The organism is Peribacillus sp. B65, from assembly GCF_058513295.1.
This window is the reverse complement of the sequence record NZ_CP195840.1, coordinates 1,206,621-1,227,508: the sequence shown is the minus strand read 5'-3', so window position 1 is coordinate 1,227,508 and position 20,888 is coordinate 1,206,621. Positions and strand designations below refer to the sequence as shown.

The following is a 20,888-nucleotide window of genomic DNA, read 5'->3' as shown; positions in this document are numbered from 1 at the left end:
AATTCACAATCTTTATTGCTAATATATTAAATTTTTACGTGACTATCGACATTTCCCCTTTACCTAGAACACTTTACCATATAATACCACGCAATTTATTCAATATATATTTACAATTGAAAATTCCCTGAAAATCACTGAGTTTTATATGCCCTCTCTATCATAATCCAACGGGTTTTTTTTTCACTATAAATGATTTATTTAGCGCAAAAAAAAAGCCTGGCAACCTTTTTTATAGTTGCTAGACTTAAGTTTATTTTAAGATCACTCCCAATATAAACAACAATTTAAACGGATGCGCAAGGTTCGTTCCTCCATGCCGATCATTTAATAGGCAGCCAGGTCACGCAGTGCCTTTTCCACTTTTTCTGGATTCACCATGAATGATTTCTCTAATGATGGTGAATATGGCATTGCTGGAACATCCGGACCCGCGAGTCTCATGATTGGGGCATCAAGATCGAAAAGGCAGTTTTCTGCAATGATCGCCGATACTTCACTAATGATGCTCCCTTCCTTATTATCTTCAGTAATCAATAGAACTTTTCCCGTTTTAGATGCAGCTTCCATAATGGCTTCTTGATCTAATGGATAAACGGTTCGTAAATCAAGTATATGAACAGATATGCCATCACTGGCCAGCTTTTCAGCTGCCTGAAGTGCAAAATGAACACAAAGGCCGTAAGTAATCACTGTAACGTCCTCGCCTACACGTTTTATATCCGCTTTACCAATGGGTAAAACATAATCATCATTCGGCACTTCTTCTTTAATTAGACGATAGGCTCGCTTATGTTCAAAGAAGAGGACCGGGTCATCATCACGAATGGCTGCTTTCAATAAACCTTTCACGTCATAGGGTGTAGAGGGCATGACAATTTTAAGTCCCGGTTGATTGGCAAAAATGGCTTCAACGGATTGTGAATGGTATAACGCCCCATGTACGCCCCCACCATATGGAGCTCTGATGACGATGGGGCAATGCCAGTCATTATTGGAGCGATAACGGATTTTTGCAGCTTCTGAAATGATTTGGTTGATTGCAGGCATGATAAAATCAGCGAACTGCATTTCCGCAATCGGCCTCATTCCATACATGGCCGCGCCGATGCCAACTCCTGCTATTGCGGATTCAGCAAGCGGTGTATCAATGACACGCTGTTCACCGAATTGTTCGTATAACCCTGAGGTCGCTTTAAAAACGCCGCCTTTTATCCCTACGTCCTCACCTAATACAAATACACGGGAATCACGTTCCATTTCTTCCCGCATCGCCATTATCACCGCATCTATATAAGATATCACTGCCATTTTCTTTCCTCCTTACCTTTCTGCGTAAACATATTTTGAGAGCGTGTCTTCATTTGCAAATGGAGCATTTTCCGCATAATCCGTCGCTTCGTTCACAACTTTCATTATTTCCTCATTCATTTGTTTCTCCATGAGATCATCCATTATTCCTGTTGCTTTTAAATAGGCGCCAAAAGTAATGATCGAATCTATTTTTTTTGCCTCCGATACTTCATCAGGCGACCTGTATTGACTATCATCATCATCGCTTGAGTGTGGTGTAAGCCTGTATGAAACCGTTTCGATTAAGCTTGGGCCTTCACCGCGCCTTCCTCTCTCAGCCGCTTCTTTCACCACCCTGTATACTTCGATCGGATCATTTCCATCAACCGTCACCCCTGGCATTCCATAACCAATGGCCCTGTCGGACACTTTTCCGCAAGCCAATTGCTTTTCAATAGGGACGGAAATGGCATACTGATTATTCTCGCACATCAAGATAACCGGAAGTTTATGTACACCTGCAAAATTCGCTCCTTCATGGAAGTCACCTTGGTTTGATGAACCCTCTCCGAATGTAACGAATGAAACAATATCTTTTCCTTCCATTTTGGCAGCGAGCGCAATCCCCACTGCATGTGGCACTTGAGTGGTAACTGGCGAAGATCCCGTCACGATGCGATTCTTTTTTTGCCCAAAATGTCCAGGCATTTGACGCCCGCCTGAATTAGGATCTTCTGCTTTGGCAAAACTGGATAACATTAAATCCCTGGCGGTCATCCCAAACGCGAGCACCACTCCGAGATCCCGATAATAAGGAAGTACATAATCCTTTTCACGATTCAATGCAAATGCAGCCCCCACTTGAGCTGCTTCTTGCCCTTGACAAGAAACGACAAATGGAATTTTTCCAGATCTGTTCAACAGCCACATACGTTCATCAATTCGTCTTGCCAACAACATAACTCTATACATCTCAAGCACCTGCTCATCACTCAGACCTGCCTTTAGATGACGATTTTTATCCATATCTCATCATCCCTCCCAATACCTAATAATTAATACATTTCCCTGTTTTAATGGGGCCCTGTATCACAAATACCAATCTTTATAATTAGCTGTTTGTTTGTCTCGCAAACTTAAATCCTGTTATGTATCTACGGAAGAAAAATTCTTATATGTATACATGCGCTTTCCACTTAACACCCGTACATTCTCATTTGCGTTATCATCTAGTATTATTACCTGGTACTAACTCAATATTATCCTAACACTTTTCATCTCACATTTTCAAGTTAATTTCACTTTGTATGGGTTGTTTTCACGCGAAAGCCTTACCTGACTTGATAACTCATTTCAATACATGCACCAAAGACTAAACACTGGGAAGTTGAAGTTATTTTTTTGTTGACTAAGACTATATATAGCTGTAAATTAAATTGATTCATAAAATTAAATGTTCGTAATGGAACAGTTCAAAACAGAAAGAATGGTGAAGCTGAATGGAGAATGAAAAACAATTAATGCGTTCCGTACAACTATTGCGTTCATTTTGGAACGTGCAGAAAAATATAATGCGATTCGTTCAAAAGACTGCAGCAGAAAATGGATTAACAGTTCCTCAATATTCCATTTTGATGACCATTACCCTTTACAAAGAGACCACTCAAAAAAATGTCGGGGAGAAAACATTTCTTCCAAAAAGCACCTTGAGCCAAGCGGTCGATGGTCTCGTTCGCGCAGGCATGCTCCATCGAGAGCATGTGGAGGGCAATCGGCGTGAGATTCAGTTGTCAATCACAGATCAGGGAAAAGATTTATTAAAAACGATTCATTTTCACGAAGGAAGCATTCACCAAGTCTTTCAAATGGCCATTGAAATGCTTTCTGAAGAACAGTTTGAAGAGTTGCTAGAAACACATCTTCAAATTACAAACTTTTTAGAAGCACAAGCAACCGAACAGGGAGAGTGTACAAAATGATAAAAATACTGAAAAATTTATCCGTTTATAAGTGGATTATTTCAGCAGTTATCGGCCTGGTTTTTATTCAGTCCATGTCCGACCTCTTTCTGCCTACACTAATGGCCGATATTATTGACAAAGGCGTCGTTCGAGGAGACACTCCTTATATTTGGAAAATCGGTGGTTTGATGCTGTTGGTTTCCGCACTTGGCGCTTGTGCATCCATAATCGCAAGCTATTATTCGTCCAAAGCGGCAATGGGGATGGGACGCGATCTCCGCCTGAGAGTCTTTAACCATGTTGAAAAATTTTCGTTACAAGAATTTGATGAAGTCGGTACGGCGTCATTGATTACAAGGACGACCAATGATATAACACAAGTCCAGCAAGTGGTTATCATGATGCTTCGTATGGTTATCAGTGCACCCATCATGTTAATCGGCGGCGTGATCATGGCTGTATCCATGGATGCAAAATTATCCCTTGTCATTGTTGTCACAATGCCTTTGTTGATTGGCTCGATCTTGCTTATTCTATATAAAGGTGTCCCTCTCTTTCAAACGGTGCAAAAACGATTAGACCGGTTGAACCTTGTATTACGGGAAAATTTAACTGGTATTCGCGTCATTCGTGCCTTCAATCGTGAAACACAAGAGAAAGAACGTCTAAAGAAAGCGAATAAGGAATTGACGGATGTCTCAATCAAAGTCAATAAAATCATGGCCTTCATGATGCCTGTAATGATGCTTGTAATGAACTTGACGGTTGTTGGCATCATTTGGTTTGGTGGAGTTCGTATTGATAACGGTGGTATGCAGATCGGGGACTTAATGGCATTTATCCAATATGTTATGCAAATCATGTTCGCTCTCGTTATGGCATCCATGATGTTCGTTATGGTTCCACGAGCGGCCGTGTCGGCAACAAGGATAAACGAAGTCCTTGACATGAAACCATCATTCCTGGATGAGGGTACAGAAAAGGCAGATCGTGTACACGGTACTCTTGAATTTGAACATGTGACGTTCAGTTACCCAGGAGCAGAAGAACCTGCATTATCGGATATTAGTTTTACTGCAAGTCCTGGTGAAATCACCGCAATAATTGGTGGAACAGGTTCAGGGAAAACGACGCTCGTCAATTTGATCCCTCGCTTCTATGATATTTCAAGTGGAACGATTCGCGTCAATGGTGTTGATATTCGTAAGTCATCACAAGATGAAGTTCGTTCAAAAATTGGCTTTGTACCACAAAAGGCCTTCCTCTTTACAGGTACTATCGCTGAAAACATTCGCTTTGGAAAACAAACAGCCACACAAAATGAAGTTGAGCATGCGGCTCGGATCGCGCAAGCGGAGGATTTTATCAGCAACATGAAAGGCGGCTATGAGGCAGAAATCGATCAAGGCGGTTCAAACCTATCAGGAGGGCAAAAACAACGGCTTTCGATTGCACGGGCACTAATTCGAAAACCGGATATATATATATTCGACGATAGTTTTTCTGCACTTGACTACAAGACGGATGCCAACCTTCGCGCAGCCCTGAAAGATGAAACGAAAAATTCGACGGTACTACTCGTTGCACAGCGTGTCAGTACGGTCGTGGACGCTGATCGAATCATCGTGTTGGACGAAGGCCGCATTGTAGGTATGGGAACACACCAAGAGTTGCTTAGTACAAACGACATTTACCGTGAAATCGCCTTATCACAGCTCACAGAGGAGGAAATCGCATGAGTAATCAAAAAAAACCTCAAGGCGGCGGTCAGGTTGGGCATGGTCCTGGTGGCGGTAACATGATGATGATGGGTCAAAAAGCAAAAGATTTTAAAGGAACTCTAAAACGTCTATTAACCTATTTAAAACCGCGGCGCAACAAATTGATTTCCGTGTTTTTCGCTGCAATCATGAGTACGATTTTTATGATTGTTGGACCAAAGATCATGGGAAATGCAATTACAGAATTATTCGAAGGAGCTTACGGGAAATTCCAGGGAATACCAGGAGCAGCTATTAACTTTGATAAAATTGGCCAGATCCTTCTACTCCTTGCCGGACTTTATGCTTTAAGCAGCCTTTTCAACTATGTACAACAATACATTATGTCAAGTGTTGCTCAAGAAACGGTATATGATTTTCGACAAGATGTGAACGAAAAGCTCGAGAAACTTCCACTCAAATATTTTGAAGGACGTCCAAACGGAGAAACACTTAGCCGAATGACAAATGATATTGATACAATCGGTAGCACCCTTCAGCAAAGCTTAACGCAGTTCATCACATCAATCGTAACGATTTTGGGGATTATCATCATGATGCTTTCGATAAGCCCGTTATTGACATTAATCTCGATAGTCAGCTTACCTTTGTCAATATTTGCAATCCGGCCTATTTTAAAAAGATCCCAAAAATATTTTGCCGATCAACAGCGTAAACTCGGACAATTAAATGGTCACATTGAAGAGATATATACCGGCCATCAAGTCGTTAAAGCATTCGGATATGAAAAAAAGGCGAGTGCCCAGTTTACTGCGGTTAATGAAGAATTGTATAAAGCGGGAAGCAAAGCCCAGTTTATATCGGGTATCATCATGCCCATAATGTTCTTTATCGGAAATTTGAGCTATGTCCTCATCAGCGTTGTCGGGGGAATATTAGTAACGCAACGTTCGATTTCAATTGGTGACATTCAAGCATTCATCACTTATTCAAAGCAGTTCACCCAGCCAATCACACAAACGGCTAACATCGCTAACATTATTCAGTCGACGGTGGCAGCAGCTGAGCGTGTTTTTGAACTACTAGATGAAGAAGAGGAAATGAAAGAACAAACCACAGCTAATATTAAAAGGGCAAATGGTGCTGTCTCTTTCGAACATGTGGACTTTGGATATGGGGAAGAAATGTTAATTGAAGATATGAACATCGATGTCTTGCCTGGACAGACGGTCGCAATTGTTGGACCGACTGGTGCTGGAAAAACAACTATGATAAATCTATTGATGAGATTTTATGAACTCAATGGCGGAAAAATTAATATTGATGGTCTTGATACACGGAATATGTCACGGAATGATCTTCGAAAGAATTTTGGAATGGTACTTCAAGATACCTGGCTCTTTAATGGTACGATTAAAGAAAATATCGCTTATGGCAAAAATGGAGTAACTGATGAAGAAATTTTTGCAGCTGCTCGAACGGCACATGCCGACCATTTCATTCGGACACTGCCAGATGGTTATGAGACAATCTTAAACGAAGAAGCTTCGAACATCTCACAAGGCCAAAAGCAGCTTTTGACAATCGCCCGAGCGGTTCTAGCAGATCCACCAATCATGATATTGGATGAAGCGACGTCTAGTGTGGACACTCGGACAGAAGTCTTTATCCAAAAGGCCATGAACCGACTCATGGAAGGACGAACTAGCTTTGTCATTGCCCATCGTCTCTCAACAATTAAGGATGCAGATTTGATTCTTGTTATGGATCAAGGGAAAGTGATAGAGAAGGGAACGCATTCAGACCTTTTAAGGGAGAATGGTTTCTATGCAGAACTATACAATAGTCAGTTCACTGAAAATGTAGCTGGATAATTAGAAAGAGGCTCATTTCCCAATCGGAATCGAGCCTCTCTTTATAAAATTCTTATCCAATACCATTCCATTCATTAATCTGTAATAACTTATAAGCCGTATCAATACCCCCTTTTATTGCCCTTTTTCACAAATTCCCAATCTACCTCAATATTTTTTCTAACCCTTTGAAGAAGATGAAACATCGTTTCCGTCTCTTCCAAAGAAAATCCCGATAATGCAACCTTGTCGGTGTACTCTCCTTCTTTTTTCAAAAAGGGATAAACCTTCTCACCTTTATCGGTAGCATATAACTTTTTAATTTTTTTGTTTTCCTCATCATTTTTCTTTTCAATAAACCCTTGAATTTCAAGTTTTTTAATGGCCCGAGCTGCTGTCGTCCGGTCAACCTTAATCATCTCTGCTAACTTTTCCTGAATGATTCCTGGATTTTCACATATTCGAACAAGATACAAATACTGCCCTTTTGTTAGGTCAAATTCTTTAAATTCGATATTACTTATAGAGTCCAATGCCCTTGCTATCATTCCAATTTCACGGAGTATTTCCTTCATTCAAAAAGCCCCTGACTTTTTTGTTGTATTTACAACAAAATTAATTTCGTATATACTATAAAAAAGTTATACATATATTATGACTTGTCTTACTGAATAAATCTAGAAAAGGGATGAAGAACATTGGATTCAAAGAGAATAACTACAGAAAGTGATTTAAAAGTAGCCTTTCAAATCAGAAAAGAGGTATTTGTTCAGGAACAAGGCTTCGCTTTAGAAAGTGAATTTGATGAATACGATACACTTAATGCTTTATCTGAACACATATTAGTCTATTATAATGAAAAACCAGTCGGAACTGGTAGGTTAAGAGTTGTTGATGGTTTAGGAAAATTGGAGAGAATTTGCATCTTAGAGCCTTACCGTAAGTTTGGTCTTGGAAAAATAATAATTAAAACGTTGGAAGAAATCGCAAAGAAAAAGGAAATATCCCAGGTGAAATTACATGGGCAAACACAGGCAGAGGGTTTTTATAAAAAACTCGGCTATCAGACTTCATCCGATGTCTTTATGGAAGATGGCGGTCCACATCTTTTAATGATAAAAAGAATTAATGAATGAAAAGTGTGCTAAATGTGGGTAAAACAAACATTAACCTAATTTGATTGGGATCATATTATTTACACTTGGATGTTCTTTAACCATAAAATATACTTACGTTGAATAATTTGTAAATATAAAAAAAGACTATTTTTAGTCTTCTCAATCTGTAGACAAACTCGATGAAAATCAAGTTTGTCTACAGTTTTATGTGTTTGTAAAACCGGGGCCTCCTCGGCGCCTTTGCGCCTGCTGGGTCTCCCCTTTGACGCGCTTTTCCCGCAGGAGTCTGGCACACCTGTTCCATTTAATATGGTCTAGGTCAATTGTTTTCTACATAATTGGTACTAGTTAATTTTCAAACAAAGAAAAAAAGCTGATGTATCAGTCTTTTCAGGTGTAGTCATCTCGCACTGTCTTTGTCATTTTACCTCTTTCTTTATTACACCGTCTGTTTAGGATGCCCTTCTGCAAATAGATATCAAGTTAAAAACCTTCCTTAAAAGAATGGTTTTTAATTTAAATATTAAATCGCTTTGCACGCAACGATTTCATTAGCTTTTCATAAGTCTTAAAATAAAAGGCAGCGTTGTTAAGAATAAGCACGAACAAAAGATAAAGCCATTTATAACACGAAAGTTATATATGGCTTTGTCTATTTTACATAACGGGTGCTTTTTCATGAACAAGCGGGTGAAGGGCCTGCGTTTCATCAATGTAAACAAAAGCATCATATCTATCTGACATTACAGAAGGTACATAGTTTCCGTATTGTTCATATTCCGGTCGGTATACAACCCCGATAGCCCGATGTCCAATTCTATCTTGGAATAGCTGACGATTTTCATCGGTGAAAATGAGCAACTTATCATACGCGCCTGAAAGGTGCATAGCCTCCTCCCAACTTCCATTCATAGCCGGTGGTACTGTTTTTATTTCAAAATCCTTGCCCCATTCATCTGCTGCAATAACGGTTCCCCTATAGGTTCCGAAACCTGTGATAAATACATCTTCAGTTGAGTTTTGTTCACGAATGACCTGGCCGACGTTAATCATCCCGGAATCTCTCATATCTGTAGCGCTGGCATCGCCAACATGGGTATTATGTTCCCATACAATCGCCTTGCCTTCAGAACCGTAAAAATCCATTATTTCATTAAGCGCATCCACCATATGCATATCTCGAATATTCCATGATTTATCATCATGAACCACCATCGTCCTGTAATAATTTTCTGCATTATACGCTACCAATGCATTCACTTGAAGGTTCAAATTCAATTCTTCATGATGAGGGTATTTTTCTTTTTTTCGTTGAATAGTCGTCAGCAATTTGGCAACCTCATCTATACAGTCTTCTGAAAAAATGCCTGCGGAAACTGCGTACTCCTCATTATTCCGATTGAATGGCTCAAAACATGTGAACGCCTGTCTGGCAGCCTCGAGGTCAGGTGAATCAATTTGTTTTAAGTAATGGATAACTTCATCCATGGATTCCCAAAGACTATAGATATCTATCCCATAAAATCCAACTTTCGTTTGATTTTGTCCGGACTCATTGTATTCTTTCATCCATTCAATCAGGTCGATCATTTCCTCGTTTGCCCACATCCAGGTCGGCCAGCGGTTAAAACTTTTAAGCACATCCCTTGCCGATTTAGTCACTAGGTCATAGCCTTTAACATACCTATTGATTGCCTGGCATGCGGGCCAATCGCCTTCAACGGCTACAAAGGTGAACCCTTTTTCTTGAATCAGTTTTTTTGTAATTTCAACTCGGGCCGTGTAAAACTCGGATGTTCCATGTGATGCCTCACCCAGCAAAACAAATTTGGATTTATTGACTTGTTCAACGAGTTTATCCCAATCCGCTTCACTTTTAAGCATGACTGATTGTTCGATTATTGATTGAACCAGATTATGATGCACTGTTTTTCCTCCTTGTTCTCTTACGAACATTATCGTTTATACTCAGCATTGTAAGAATTTGAACCTGCGTGAACGGACAGTAAAGTATCAGCGTATCCTACGAGACGATTTATAAGTTCATCACAAATAGAGTAAACTAGCTGAAAGTTTTTCACCTCAAATAAAACAGGGTCATCCAGAATGACCGTCGTGTTAATGAACATATCTTTGTTTCCATATAGATTGTAGTGAACTATAGCCTTTCCAGCAGCTCCTCCAGTAACTGGATCATTAAAGCCGGGAATGAAAACAAACCATTCTTCAGCAGTAGCAGACCTGAAGTTTTTTGTGAAAGACATTCGCTCGGTTACCGTCATGATCTTTTTTAACTCTTCCGGATTCATATCCTTGATCTTGTTCATCCCATTGCCACCTTAACACCTGTTAATAATCTTCCGTTATATATTTTCCTTAAGTGACCCATCCTATAAATATTATTATAAAATGGTGACCTTCTCCGAAAAAAGCAAGTCAGAACCCCATAGATCGGAAATTAAGCAGGCTGTTATTAAATGCCGATAATCATGGAACTGCTGCATATAAAAATTATTATTGGGGTATCAAAAGAGGGAAGATAAAATCCTGGATTGGGTTGGACTGGTCTGGAGTGGAGGAGTTGCTCATGGAAAAGATGAATCGGGGAATTTTAACGGCGCTTTCGGCGATCGGCATTGCGCAAGGACTGAAAATTTTAACGCATTATAAGCTGACGGGAAAGTGGGACTTAAAGCAGGCTTTCACAACAGGTGGCATGCCTAGTTCGCACTCTGCCGGTGTGGCCGCACTGGCATCCTATGTGGCAGCTAATAAAGGATGGCTGCATACGGAAACAGCGCTTGCGACAGTGTTTGGCGTGATTGTGATGTATGATGCTCAGGGGATTCGGCGCCATACAGGTGAAATTGCTAAGCTTGTGAATGATCTTGAAGATAATATGGCGAAATTTTCGGGAGAGTTTCCGAGCTTTGAGTTTGTGGAGCGTGAGAAGGAACTGAATGAACTGCTCGGACATCAGCCTGTGGAAGTGGGGGCAGGTGCGTTGCTTGGAGTGGTACTTGGGCTTATCTCAGATAAATTGGAGGATGACAAGCCCTCAAAAACCAAACGGCTGAAAACGTTGGGCAAGCATAGATATTCTAGATCTTGAAATAAGGTATGTAATTTGATCATAACAATAGATTATATTAAAACATGCCTATGTTATAAACATAGACAAACTCTCCATTAAAAGTCGTATCATAGTATATACTGGTAGGATTTAAAATAACCTAAGCCTCTCTACTTCTTAGAAAGGCTTAGGTTATATCATGTCCCCAAAATCAATTCTTCCGGGACATTTTCATTGCGAATGAGTACATATCAGATCGGAATAATCCTTTGTAATACTCTACTAAATTACCATCAGAATCAAAAATCATTCGTTCTGTAATCAACAAGCACATCGTTTCGGCTATACCTAAATGTTCTGCATCTTCTTTTGTTGGAAAGCCGCAGGTTATGATTTGTTCCGCCTCACAAAAGTCAATGTTTAGATCACCTTCGAGTGCATCATACAATACGGTTGTACTTAAATCGAATTTCGTCAATTTTTTTCCTAGGTCCAAAGAATAATAATGCAATTCAATGGCTATGGGGACATCTCCCTGTAACCGCAGCCTTTTAATATGGTAAGATTCATCTTCGAACCCATTTGCATCAGCAATATTTTCAGGTGTCATTACACGGCCATGATCTAGTAATTTAATTCCCATGCTTTTAGTTGTTTCAGTGAAACTTATCATCTTTAGCCATTCTTGTACAGGTTTAAGGGAAACGAACGTTCCCTTTCCATGCCTCTTTTCCAATATTCCCTCACGAACCAGGATGGATACGGCTTCCCGTACAGTACTCCTGCTGACAGAATACATATCCATGAGTTCCCTTTCACTAGGGATTTTGTCTTTATAATAACCTTCCAAAATCTGATTTTCCAATATGGTTTTCAATTGAGCATGTAAAGGGATTGGATTTTTAAAGTCTAACTCCATAAAATTTCCTCCAAACAGAAAAAGACATCGTAATGTTCGTATCAGTTCTTATATTTCTTATATTGTAAACCAAATAGTTATAATATTCAAACATGTCAACACTTATTTTTTTCCTTAAATTAGGATTTTATCAAATTTCCACTCCTACATTTCCAAAAACGTTTTCTTCGAACGAATAAAAAAAACCTGAATAGATTAATATATTCAGGGCTATCCATATGCATTATTCATCACATTTTCAGGCTTATCTAACTGGGACATCAATGGAAAGCTTATATATTAAACGATAAAGTACGAGATGATGGAAAGCAGCAAAGAGGTAATGGTCATGGCTAAAAGAGGACGCATGGCTTTTGTCCGCAGTGCCTGCAGGCTTACATTCAGTCCAAGACCGATCATGGCCATTGTCAATATAAATGTAGTCGTTTTGGAAATGCCATCCATTACAAGAGGAGACACCGTAATATAAGTTCCAAACACATAACTTCCTATTAAACTCATGATTATAAAACCAACGAGGAACCATGGAAAATCAATTTTAGCATCATGGCCCATCTTCCCGGATGTGCGTTTTTTCATCCAATACATAAAAATGAAACATAATGGGATAAGTAAAAAGACACGGCCTAATTTTGCGAGTAGTGCAATCGCTAGCGCATCTTCACCAGCCGGTGCACCTGCCAATGCAACATGGGCGATTTCATGAAGGCTGATCCCAGACCAGATTCCATAATCCAAAGCAGACAGCGGAAGAATCGGACGTAAAAGGGTATATATAATCGAGAAAAGTGTTCCCATTAAAGCGATTATCCCAACGCCGATGGCTGTATCCTCTTCCTTCGCTTTCACGATTGGAGATATGGCTGCGATGGCTGCTGCCCCGCATATACCGGTTCCTACAGCAAGAAGAAGCGAAATGGAAGCATCTGCCTTAAACCACTTTGCAATCAGGACCATCACGACTATGGCAAATGTTACTGTCCCTATGTCACGTACCAACAATGGCAGTCCTTGATTGAAAATAACATCGATATTTAATTTCAACCCGTATAAAATGATGGCAAAACGCAAAAGTTTTTTTGCGGAAAATTCAATTCCCGTCCGGAACTTTTCTGGGTATCCCGCAATTTGACGATAAATCACGGCAATGATGATCGAGCATGCAAGAGGGCCGATTCGATTGAATCCCGAAATTTTGGACAGCCCCAAGCCTAAGAGGGCAATAAAAAAGGTGAAAGCGATACCGCTCAGCCACAAAAGCACCTTATTTTGAAGCGGTTTTTGCTGTGCCTGAGGTATTTCTTCCAGTGGCTCATATTTTTCTAATTCCATACATTCCTTCCCCCTTTCCAGATAAACTAATGCCCAAATTACGAATCATCCCAACCTTTCAATCGTTTGAAAAAAATCGATTTCTTCTATATTGGTAGGCGAATTCCCTTTGATAAAATACTCGGATTCCTTTAAAAAAGGCAAGCTTGGATTTTGATTCCCCCATAATTCAGGAACTGCTAGAGTCTGGGAGCGATGGGCCCTTAAGGCACGGATCTTTTTCTGTAAAGTCCCTGCTATATCCACTTCTGTGATCCTGCTCAGCCCGTATTCCTTAAACCATTCATCATAAAAAGCATGCCAAAGGACAAAGTACAGACTATGAACCTTAAAAGCTGGAAATACTGGATCTGGATAAAAATCGGGATCACCGGAATTTAGATAAGCAAATTCAGCAGCACGGCCAATCGCACAATGGTCTGGATGCCCCCCATATTTCTCATGGAATGTTACTAGTGCCTCTGGCTGAACTTCACGTATCACCTTTACGATTCTCTCCGCCAATAGATCGAAGCTCTCAAATTCTATCGTTTTATCCCTCACGTTTAAAAATCGCAGGTCGCTGATCCCCAATTCTTCACAAGCGTTTTTTAACTCCTTTACCCTTAGTCCAGGCAATGCCTCCCTTGTTGTAAGAATGGGATTTCCCATGCGCCTGCCCATTTCGCCTTTTGTTGCACATAGTAAGGTTATATGAACACCTTGCTCAGACATTTTAGCAATCGTTCCGCCACACAGGAATGACTCATCATCGGGATGTGCCAGAACCACCAATAATCTTTGTTGTGATTGCATATTTCCTCCTACTCCGGATTCTCCAGTTTTCCCACACTGTTAGACCCAATATGAAAAAATGGACATGGATGTCAAAGCTGCTAGACATATCATGCCCATCTTCATTTTTCGTCTATAAATATAGCACCCTAAAGTTAATCATCTTTTTTGTTAGCATAATTCATATAAAACGGATTTAACGGTTTCTATGACAAAGCGTAAATCTTCAACGGTCGAAGATAAAGGCGGCGCAATGATCAGTACATTACCATATCCAGGAACTGTATCACCATTCCGGCCGATGATAAGGCCCTTTTCCTTGCAAGCCCCGATTATTTTACCCATGAACTCATCGGAAACTGGTGTTTTTGCCTTTTTATCTTCCACTAATTCAATGCCGTATAAAAACCCTACTCCCCGAACTTCCCCTACTTTATCAAGGGCTGTCAATTCAAATAGCTCACTTAGTGTCGACTCACTAAGTTCAGATACTCGCTGAACGATTTTTTCATTTTCCAAGATTTCAATGTTCTTAAGGGCAACTGCGCAAGATGCAGGGTGACCTCCATATGTTGACACATGCCTGAAATGATTTAAATTTCCGTTCTCTTTGAATTTCTCATAAATCCTTGAATTCACTGCCGTTGCTCCAAGTGGAAGATAACCGCTGGTCAAACCCTTTGCCATTGTTACAATATCCGGTTGAACGCCATCGGAGTGCATGAACCCAAACATTTTTCCGGTTCTTCCAAAACCTGAAACCACTTCATCCACAATTAAAAGAACATCATGCTTCTTACAGATTTCCGAAACCCTCGTTAAGTATTCTTTTGAAGGAATAAGGACCCCGCCACCAGAGATGAATGGTTCAAGAATAACCCCCGCTACCGTTTCAGCTCCTTCAAAATTAATGACCTGATCGATATATTCAGCTGCAAGCAAATCGGAGTTTTCAACGTTTTCCCCAAATGGGCTTCGATAATTGTACGGCGGTGGCACATGCAGGAAGCCTGGAACGGCCGGATCATATTTCACTCTCCGGTTTGCCTGTGCGGTCGCGCTTAGCGCGCCAAAAGTATTGCCATGATAAGCTCTGTACCTAGAGATGAATTTGTATTTACCCTGATTGCCATTTTGTGAATGATATTGCCTGGCTATTTTAAAAGCTGTCTCATTCGCCTCAGAGCCGCTGTTCGTAAAAAACGTTGTATAGGAGCCCTTTAAATGCTCACTTATTTTTGCAGATAATTCGATTGCCGGCTTATGGCTTAACGTTAAAGGGAAGTAAGATAAGTTAACCATTTGTTCATACGCTGCCTGGGCAATCTCTTTTCTTCCGTGACCCAGGTTCAAGCACCACAAACCGGAAACCCCATCTAAATATTTATCCCCTTTAGCATCTGTGAACCATGAGCCGGATCCTTCTGTAGCCATCATGGGAGCATCCTTTTCATTATAGCGATGCATCGCATGCCATAAATGGTCTTTATCCATTTGAACAAGGTCTTTCGTTTCAGTTTCCATCTTCACTTTTGAAACCCCCTTATTATTCATCGAATGCAATTAAGTTGAGTTCCCATGTTGTTACTGACCTTTATAGAGCGAATGGGTGATGGTGCAATGACCCAAAATTCAAGTCATCGCACCTGTCATATCACTCTAGTTTCATACCATTATTTATCCCAGTTTTTATGATCTAAATGAGAATACTTTTCTAATAATCTAGTAGGCATTTTTAATGCATCTTTTCTAAATGGCGGAGCTAATTGTGTTCCATCTACTTGTATATCAATGACAGTCGGTTTATTTGATTTTATTGCTTCTTCAATGACAGCCCCTAACTCGTCAGCTTTTTCGACTCTTATACCAACAGCACCCATTGATCGGGCAACTTCTGCGAAATCAGGATTTTGGATATCCGCCCCTACAAAACGGTTATTATAAAAATCGACCTGATTCTTTTTCTCTGCACACCATGCATTATTATTGAAGACACATGCTATGACCGGTATATTTTCTTCAACGGCCGTACTCACTTCATGTAAGCTCATGCCCCACGCTCCATCTCCAACAATGGCTAAAACAGGCGTATTCGGCTCAGCTAACTTGGCACCAAGTGCGGATGGGTAAGCAAATCCCGTGTTCCCGAATGTAAGCGCTGCGATATGCCTGCGGCTCTGGTTGAACTTTAAGTAAGCGTTTGCAGTTGACGATACATTACCGATATCTGTAGTAACGATGGCATTTTCAGGCAACACTTTAGTCAATTCCAATAGGGCTCGACGCGGATTGATTGGCGTTCCATCGATCATCGCAAGTCTCACCAATTCTTCTTCCCATTTTTGTTTTTCATTCGTTACTTCGACCATCCGCTTTTTTTCTTGTTTCAGGTTAGGTTTACTAGCCTTCAACCGTTTCAAGATTTCATGGCTAGCTTCACGGGCATCTCCGATGATCCCAACTTCCACAGGGTGCGTCCTCGCTATTTGCCTCGGGTTAATATCTATTTGGATGATTTGCGCATCTTTAGGGAAATAATCAATGTCATAGCATGGTAGCGTTCCAAATACCGATAATCTAGTACCGACCGCCAATATGACGTCCGCCTTCTTAAGTGTATTCATGGCAGCCTTTGAACCCATGTAACCGATTGGGCCGACTGATAATGGATGATCAGCAGGAAAGGCATCATTATGCATATAGGAGACAGCTACTGGAGCTGTTAAATATTCTGCAATATTCTTAATTTCTTCAATGCCATCCGAATCAACTGTTCCCCTACCGGAAATGATGACAGGATACTCGGCTTCAGCTAAAATTTCAGCTGCCCTATCCAATGATGCAGATGATCCGCATCCCCGTTCATCTACGCGATATTGATGTGGTTGAAGTATTTGATCTTCCACTTCACCATAGAAGTAATCACGGGGAATATCGAATAAAACCGGCCCCCTCTCGGCATAGGCAATCCGAAATGCTGTCCTGAGGCAATCAGCTACCCGGCCAGGGTGTGTCACTCTAACCGTTTCTTTCGTGATGGCCTTGAAGATGGAAACCTGATCACATTCTTGAAAACCATCCCATCCAACCGTTGGTGTACCAGCTGAAGGTGATATGACCACCATAGGAGTATGAGCTTGATTGGCCGCTGCAACAGAGGTGACCATATTCGTCATTCCAGGCCCGTTTTGCCCGATGACAACTCCTGCAACCCCGGAGACACGACAATATGCATCTTCCATATGTGCTGCACTTTGTTCATGGCGGACACCAATGAAACGAATGCCTGCAGTTGGCAATAAATCAAGCATATCCATGAAAGCAGATCCCAGAATTCCCGAGATATGTTTAACTCCCTCGGCCACTAATGTCTCAACGATGGCTTCACTTGGTGTCATTTTAACTTTCGTACCTCTTAACATTTTTGTTTCGACCATAGCACATTCTCCTTAATTATAGTTATTTCTGATAATGACGTTGCGACGTCCGTACCAGTTATAAGATGTATAATACTACCATTGAATGAAACAGTCAATAAATAAATTGAATATTTTGAATTTATTTAAAGTATCTTATCATTATAGTCACTAACTCATATATAAGAATCTTTTTAACCAATGAATGTATCCTTTTTTTCTGTCAATCTGTAGTTGATCCTATCGATGATTTCCAATAAATCACCTATTTCATCAATTACGAAATCGGCACCTGCATTCCAAAAACGATTTTCTGCATGCTTCATCCGTTTTTGCAGATCATATGGGTCCATTTCGTTGATTTCTGCTTCTGAAAGGCCGATTTCACTGCCGCCCTTCAATACGGCAACAGTCCACATTCCCGCAGAAATGCCTTCTTTGATGTCACTGATCGTATCGCCGACTTTAACGATTTTGCTGAGTGGATACACTTGGAGATTCATCGCCGTCTTAAAGCACATCCAAGGGGCAGGCCTTCCTGCCGGCACTTCGGTAGACGCAACGATGGAATCTGGTTGATAGCCCCATTTTTCTGCCTCTTCTTTAACAACATCAATCATTTCACTAGTATACCCTGTTGTCGAACCGATTTTTATTCCTTGCTTCCTTAATCGGCTGACTAATTCAATTACGCCTGGTATTGGCTTGGCGTTCTCCTTGAGAACCTTATAAAGCAAAGCCTCAAAGTCCTTATATAATGATTTTAGATCTCTTTCGTCCGGTTCTTTCCCGAATTTAGCAATCCATAAATTGGAGATTCGTTTCATTTTCAGGAGTTCCATTATATGATCCATTTTCAATAAACCCATAGGTTCCCTTGCTTCCCTAATGGTAATATCTATCCCCCTTATCCTGAATATCTCGACAAATGCTTGGACCGGCGCAAAACAACCATAATCCACCGTCGTTCCTGCCCAATCAAATATGACTGCCTGAACCTCTTTGCATTCTTTTGCATTTTCCAATCTATGCTCCCCTCCTTATCCTTACCTTCTCAAAAATCACCAAACATGCTAAACCCGGCTATAGAAAAAATTCAGTTAACTTCTTCCAAAAATAACTGAAGATCTTTTTTAGTAGCTTCAGAGAGTCGTTTCATCTTTTCAAGGTCCTTATCCGGATTCCCTGACTCCCCAATTAATGGGTAAAGGTTTTTCTCAATCCGTTCATACCAATTTGGGTATTCATCCTCCACTTGCTTTTCTATCGAATCCCAATTAGAACTGATCTCTTTTCCCAATTCTTGAATTTTCTCTGAATCCGCCTCCATACTTATTTCTGAATCCAATCCTTTTATGGATCGAATCACATCGCCGACACCATTTTTAATAACCTGGGTTTCACCCGTATTTGAATCGGGATTTTCATTCATGACTGGACTATTTTCCTGTTGAGCCTCGTCCGGTTCAGCTGAATTGTTGCAGCCTGACAGCAATATGGCTCCAAGGACAGCCCCATAAGTTATTACACGGAAACCATTCAACATAATCCCTCCTTCATGATTTAAAGGACAGATGGCACCAAGCACTTAATGGCACAACTCTCTTTTTCTATGGGAATCATATTCTAGCTGATTAGTGATTGAAGAATTCTGTCTGAGGAGTTCCTTAGAAGCAAAAGAAGAATTGCCTTATAATGTATAGAGCCAAATCTATAACTTTTCAGAATTAGGGGAACCAGAAACAATATTCAATTCATTCTCCATGGACTTCGCTTTTTTTCTTCGAATGAAAAAGAATGAACAGATAACGATCAAGCTAAATAGCATGGTAAAGATAAACTGTGGGCGCTGCGAATCGATAAAGGCCATTAATATCAACACGGAGATCATGGAAATTATGGTTGCATAAGTCAAATAAGGGAATAACCACATCTTGATCTTGAAAATTCCGGGATTCTCTTTCTCCATTCTCTTCCTTAATCGGAGATGGGAAACCGCAATGGCCAGATAAACAAGAATTCCGACTCCACCTGAGGAATTCACTAAAAAGAAAAAGATTTTATCAGGTGAAACATAACTGAAAATGGTGCTGATAAAGGCAAATAAAGTAGAGCCGACTACAGCAAATATAGGAACGCCGTTCTTGCTCACTTTTGAAAATACCTTTGGAGCGTCGCCCTTTTGTGCAAGTGAAAATAACATGCGTGAACTCGTATATAATCCCGAATTCAAACAGGATAGCAATGCAATGAGAATCACTATATTCATGATCAGTGCAGCAGAAGGGATTCCCAGTAATTCAAGGACGGCAACAAATGGACTTTTCAGCAAAGAAGCCGAATTCCAGGGTAATAGCGTCACTAGTATCGCGATGGATCCAATATAGAAAATCAGGATTCGCCAAACGACACTATTCAATGCACTTCTAACTGATTTTACCGGGTCACTGGTCTCACCCGCGGCAATCGCTGGAATCTCCACTCCAACAAATGCATGAAAAACAATGGCAACGCCAACAAGCACAGAACTTAGCCCGTTCGGAATAAAACCGCCAAAATTTAAAAGATTCGAAGTGCCAGGTGGTTTTATCGTTGGGATAAACCCTAATATCACTGCCACACCCAGGCACAAAAATAGTATGATACTGATTATTTTAATGATTGAAAACCAGTATTCGAATTCACCAAACGATTTTACGGAAAAAATATTCGTCATTTTCAATAGGATGATCAATGATAGACTTATGACCCAGACGGGGACGGAAGGAAGCCAGCTGTGTATGATTGCTGCTCCAGCTGTTGCTTCCAAAGCAATTACGATAACCCAAAAGAACCAATATAACCAACCTGTTGTAAAACCGGCCCATTCACCTATCCCCTCTCTTGCATAAACGGCAAAAGATCCAGTATTGGGATTAACTGTGGCCATTTCCCCAAGCATCCTCATGACTAAAACAACGATCAAGCCCGCCAAAACATATGATAATATCGCCCCGGGGCCCGTTTGACCAATTATGATACCGCTTCCTACGAATAAACCAGCGCCTATGACTCCACTCAAAGATATCATCGTTAAATGTCTTTGTTTCAGACCTGGTTTCAGTTCTTCCTGTTGATGTTTCATACCCTCACCCAACTTTCAATATTTTGGGGAATCAACTAACATAATCGCTACTTGAATGTAAAAACAGGGCTTTTCTACCGCCTGTCCTTTACAATTTCACAAAGATAGTGGGAACTTGGAAACATGGCATTTTAAAAACAACACAGGAGATGACTATGAAATTAAGATTCTATATCACTGTTCCTCCTTCCTTAGTGCTATTTTGAAATTCGAAGCAGATATAACATCACTACGTCATGATGTTAGTACCACTTTCTATGTGTATAATACACTCTCATTTTTTTAAAGTCAATTTAAAAATCAG

The 20,888-nt window shown here is 40.4% G+C and carries 18 protein-coding genes; 5 read left to right on the top strand and 13 right to left on the bottom strand.

From position 1 onward, the window contains the following. Positions 1-327: 327 nt before the first annotated feature. Positions 328-1,311 carry an alpha-ketoacid dehydrogenase subunit beta gene (locus tag ACSR9O_RS06005; protein ID WP_101221810.1) on the bottom strand — a complete coding sequence of 328 codons (984 nt, stop codon included), beginning with the start codon at positions 1,309-1,311 and terminating at the stop codon, positions 328-330. Positions 1,312-1,323: 12 nt separating this feature from the next. After that, entirely contained in the window at positions 1,324-2,319 is a 996-nt protein-coding gene (locus ACSR9O_RS06000) for a thiamine pyrophosphate-dependent dehydrogenase E1 component subunit alpha (protein ID WP_101221809.1), read from the bottom strand. Positions 2,320-2,792: 473 nt separating this feature from the next. On the opposite strand from ACSR9O_RS06000, the gene ACSR9O_RS05995 reads away from it, so the two are divergent. The 3 genes from ACSR9O_RS05995 to ACSR9O_RS05985 are packed head-to-tail and all read left to right on the top strand — an operon-like array spanning position 2,793 to position 6,849. Continuing rightward, on the top strand, positions 2,793-3,272 hold the full coding sequence (locus tag ACSR9O_RS05995) for a MarR family winged helix-turn-helix transcriptional regulator (RefSeq protein WP_101221808.1): 480 nt from the start codon (positions 2,793-2,795) through the stop codon (positions 3,270-3,272). After that, on the top strand, positions 3,269-4,993 hold the full coding sequence (locus tag ACSR9O_RS05990) for an ABC transporter ATP-binding protein (protein ID WP_491724124.1): 1,725 nt from the start codon (positions 3,269-3,271) through the stop codon (positions 4,991-4,993). Before ACSR9O_RS05995 ends, ACSR9O_RS05990 begins: the two co-directional genes overlap by 4 nt. Continuing rightward, on the top strand, positions 4,990-6,849 hold the full coding sequence (locus tag ACSR9O_RS05985; protein WP_491724123.1) for an ABC transporter ATP-binding protein: 1,860 nt from the start codon (positions 4,990-4,992) through the stop codon (positions 6,847-6,849). The genes ACSR9O_RS05990 and ACSR9O_RS05985 overlap by 4 nt, the downstream gene beginning before the upstream one ends. Positions 6,850-6,950: 101 nt before the next feature. On the opposite strand, the gene ACSR9O_RS05980 is transcribed toward ACSR9O_RS05985, so the two are convergent. After that, the gene (locus ACSR9O_RS05980) at positions 6,951-7,403 is read right to left on the bottom strand and encodes a MarR family winged helix-turn-helix transcriptional regulator (RefSeq protein WP_063233436.1); all 453 of its coding nucleotides are present in this window, start codon (positions 7,401-7,403) and stop codon (positions 6,951-6,953) included. A 123-nt stretch (positions 7,404-7,526) separates the two neighbouring features. On the opposite strand from ACSR9O_RS05980, the gene ACSR9O_RS05975 reads away from it, so the two are divergent. Continuing rightward, positions 7,527-7,964 carry a GNAT family N-acetyltransferase gene (locus tag ACSR9O_RS05975; RefSeq protein WP_260357442.1) on the top strand — a complete coding sequence of 146 codons (438 nt, stop codon included), beginning with the start codon at positions 7,527-7,529 and terminating at the stop codon, positions 7,962-7,964. Between the two features lie 639 nt (positions 7,965-8,603). Here ACSR9O_RS05975 and ACSR9O_RS05970 read toward each other — a convergent pair. Both ACSR9O_RS05970 and ACSR9O_RS05965 read right to left on the bottom strand, forming a co-directional pair. Then, positions 8,604-9,872, bottom strand: a complete 1,269-nt coding sequence (locus ACSR9O_RS05970) for an erythromycin esterase family protein (RefSeq protein ID WP_230176456.1) — start codon at positions 9,870-9,872, stop codon at positions 8,604-8,606. A gap of 29 nt (positions 9,873-9,901) precedes the next feature. Next, positions 9,902-10,273, bottom strand: a complete 372-nt coding sequence (locus tag ACSR9O_RS05965) for a hypothetical protein (protein WP_397314672.1) — start codon at positions 10,271-10,273, stop codon at positions 9,902-9,904. A 260-nt stretch (positions 10,274-10,533) separates the two neighbouring features. Between ACSR9O_RS05965 and ACSR9O_RS05960 the strand changes: the two genes are divergently transcribed. Then, on the top strand, positions 10,534-11,058 hold the full coding sequence (locus ACSR9O_RS05960) for a divergent PAP2 family protein (protein ID WP_101221802.1): 525 nt from the start codon (positions 10,534-10,536) through the stop codon (positions 11,056-11,058). 172 nt (positions 11,059-11,230) lie between these two features. On the opposite strand, the gene ACSR9O_RS05955 is transcribed toward ACSR9O_RS05960, so the two are convergent. The 8 genes from ACSR9O_RS05955 to ACSR9O_RS05920 form a co-directional block, all read right to left on the bottom strand. Beyond that, positions 11,231-11,938, bottom strand: a complete 708-nt coding sequence (locus ACSR9O_RS05955) for a GntR family transcriptional regulator (protein WP_101221797.1) — start codon at positions 11,936-11,938, stop codon at positions 11,231-11,233. A 279-nt stretch (positions 11,939-12,217) separates the two neighbouring features. Then, positions 12,218-13,270: a YeiH family protein gene (locus tag ACSR9O_RS05950; RefSeq protein ID WP_101221796.1), complete on the bottom strand. Its 1,053-nt coding sequence runs from the start codon at positions 13,268-13,270 to the stop codon at positions 12,218-12,220. Positions 13,271-13,315: 45 nt separating this feature from the next. After that, positions 13,316-14,065, bottom strand: coding sequence for a PIG-L family deacetylase (locus ACSR9O_RS05945; RefSeq protein ID WP_452444873.1), 750 nt, complete (start codon positions 14,063-14,065; stop codon positions 13,316-13,318). A 150-nt stretch (positions 14,066-14,215) separates the two neighbouring features. Next, positions 14,216-15,568 (bottom strand): aminotransferase, encoded by a 1,353-nt coding sequence (locus tag ACSR9O_RS05940; RefSeq protein WP_260357971.1) that lies wholly within the window; start codon positions 15,566-15,568, stop codon positions 14,216-14,218. A gap of 149 nt (positions 15,569-15,717) precedes the next feature. Continuing rightward, positions 15,718-17,481, bottom strand: a complete 1,764-nt coding sequence (gene xsc, locus ACSR9O_RS05935) for a sulfoacetaldehyde acetyltransferase (protein ID WP_101221794.1) — start codon at positions 17,479-17,481, stop codon at positions 15,718-15,720. Between the two features lie 173 nt (positions 17,482-17,654). Next, positions 17,655-18,485 (bottom strand): phosphonoacetaldehyde hydrolase, encoded by an 831-nt coding sequence (gene phnX / locus ACSR9O_RS05930; protein WP_491724122.1) that lies wholly within the window; start codon positions 18,483-18,485, stop codon positions 17,655-17,657. A 71-nt stretch (positions 18,486-18,556) separates the two neighbouring features. Then, a complete protein-coding gene (locus tag ACSR9O_RS05925) occupies positions 18,557-19,003 on the bottom strand; it encodes a hypothetical protein (protein WP_260357432.1) in 447 nt (148 codons plus the stop codon). 168 nt (positions 19,004-19,171) lie between these two features. Continuing rightward, positions 19,172-20,584 carry an amino acid permease gene (locus tag ACSR9O_RS05920; RefSeq protein WP_101221791.1) on the bottom strand — a complete coding sequence of 471 codons (1,413 nt, stop codon included), beginning with the start codon at positions 20,582-20,584 and terminating at the stop codon, positions 19,172-19,174. Positions 20,585-20,888 lie beyond the last annotated feature (304 nt).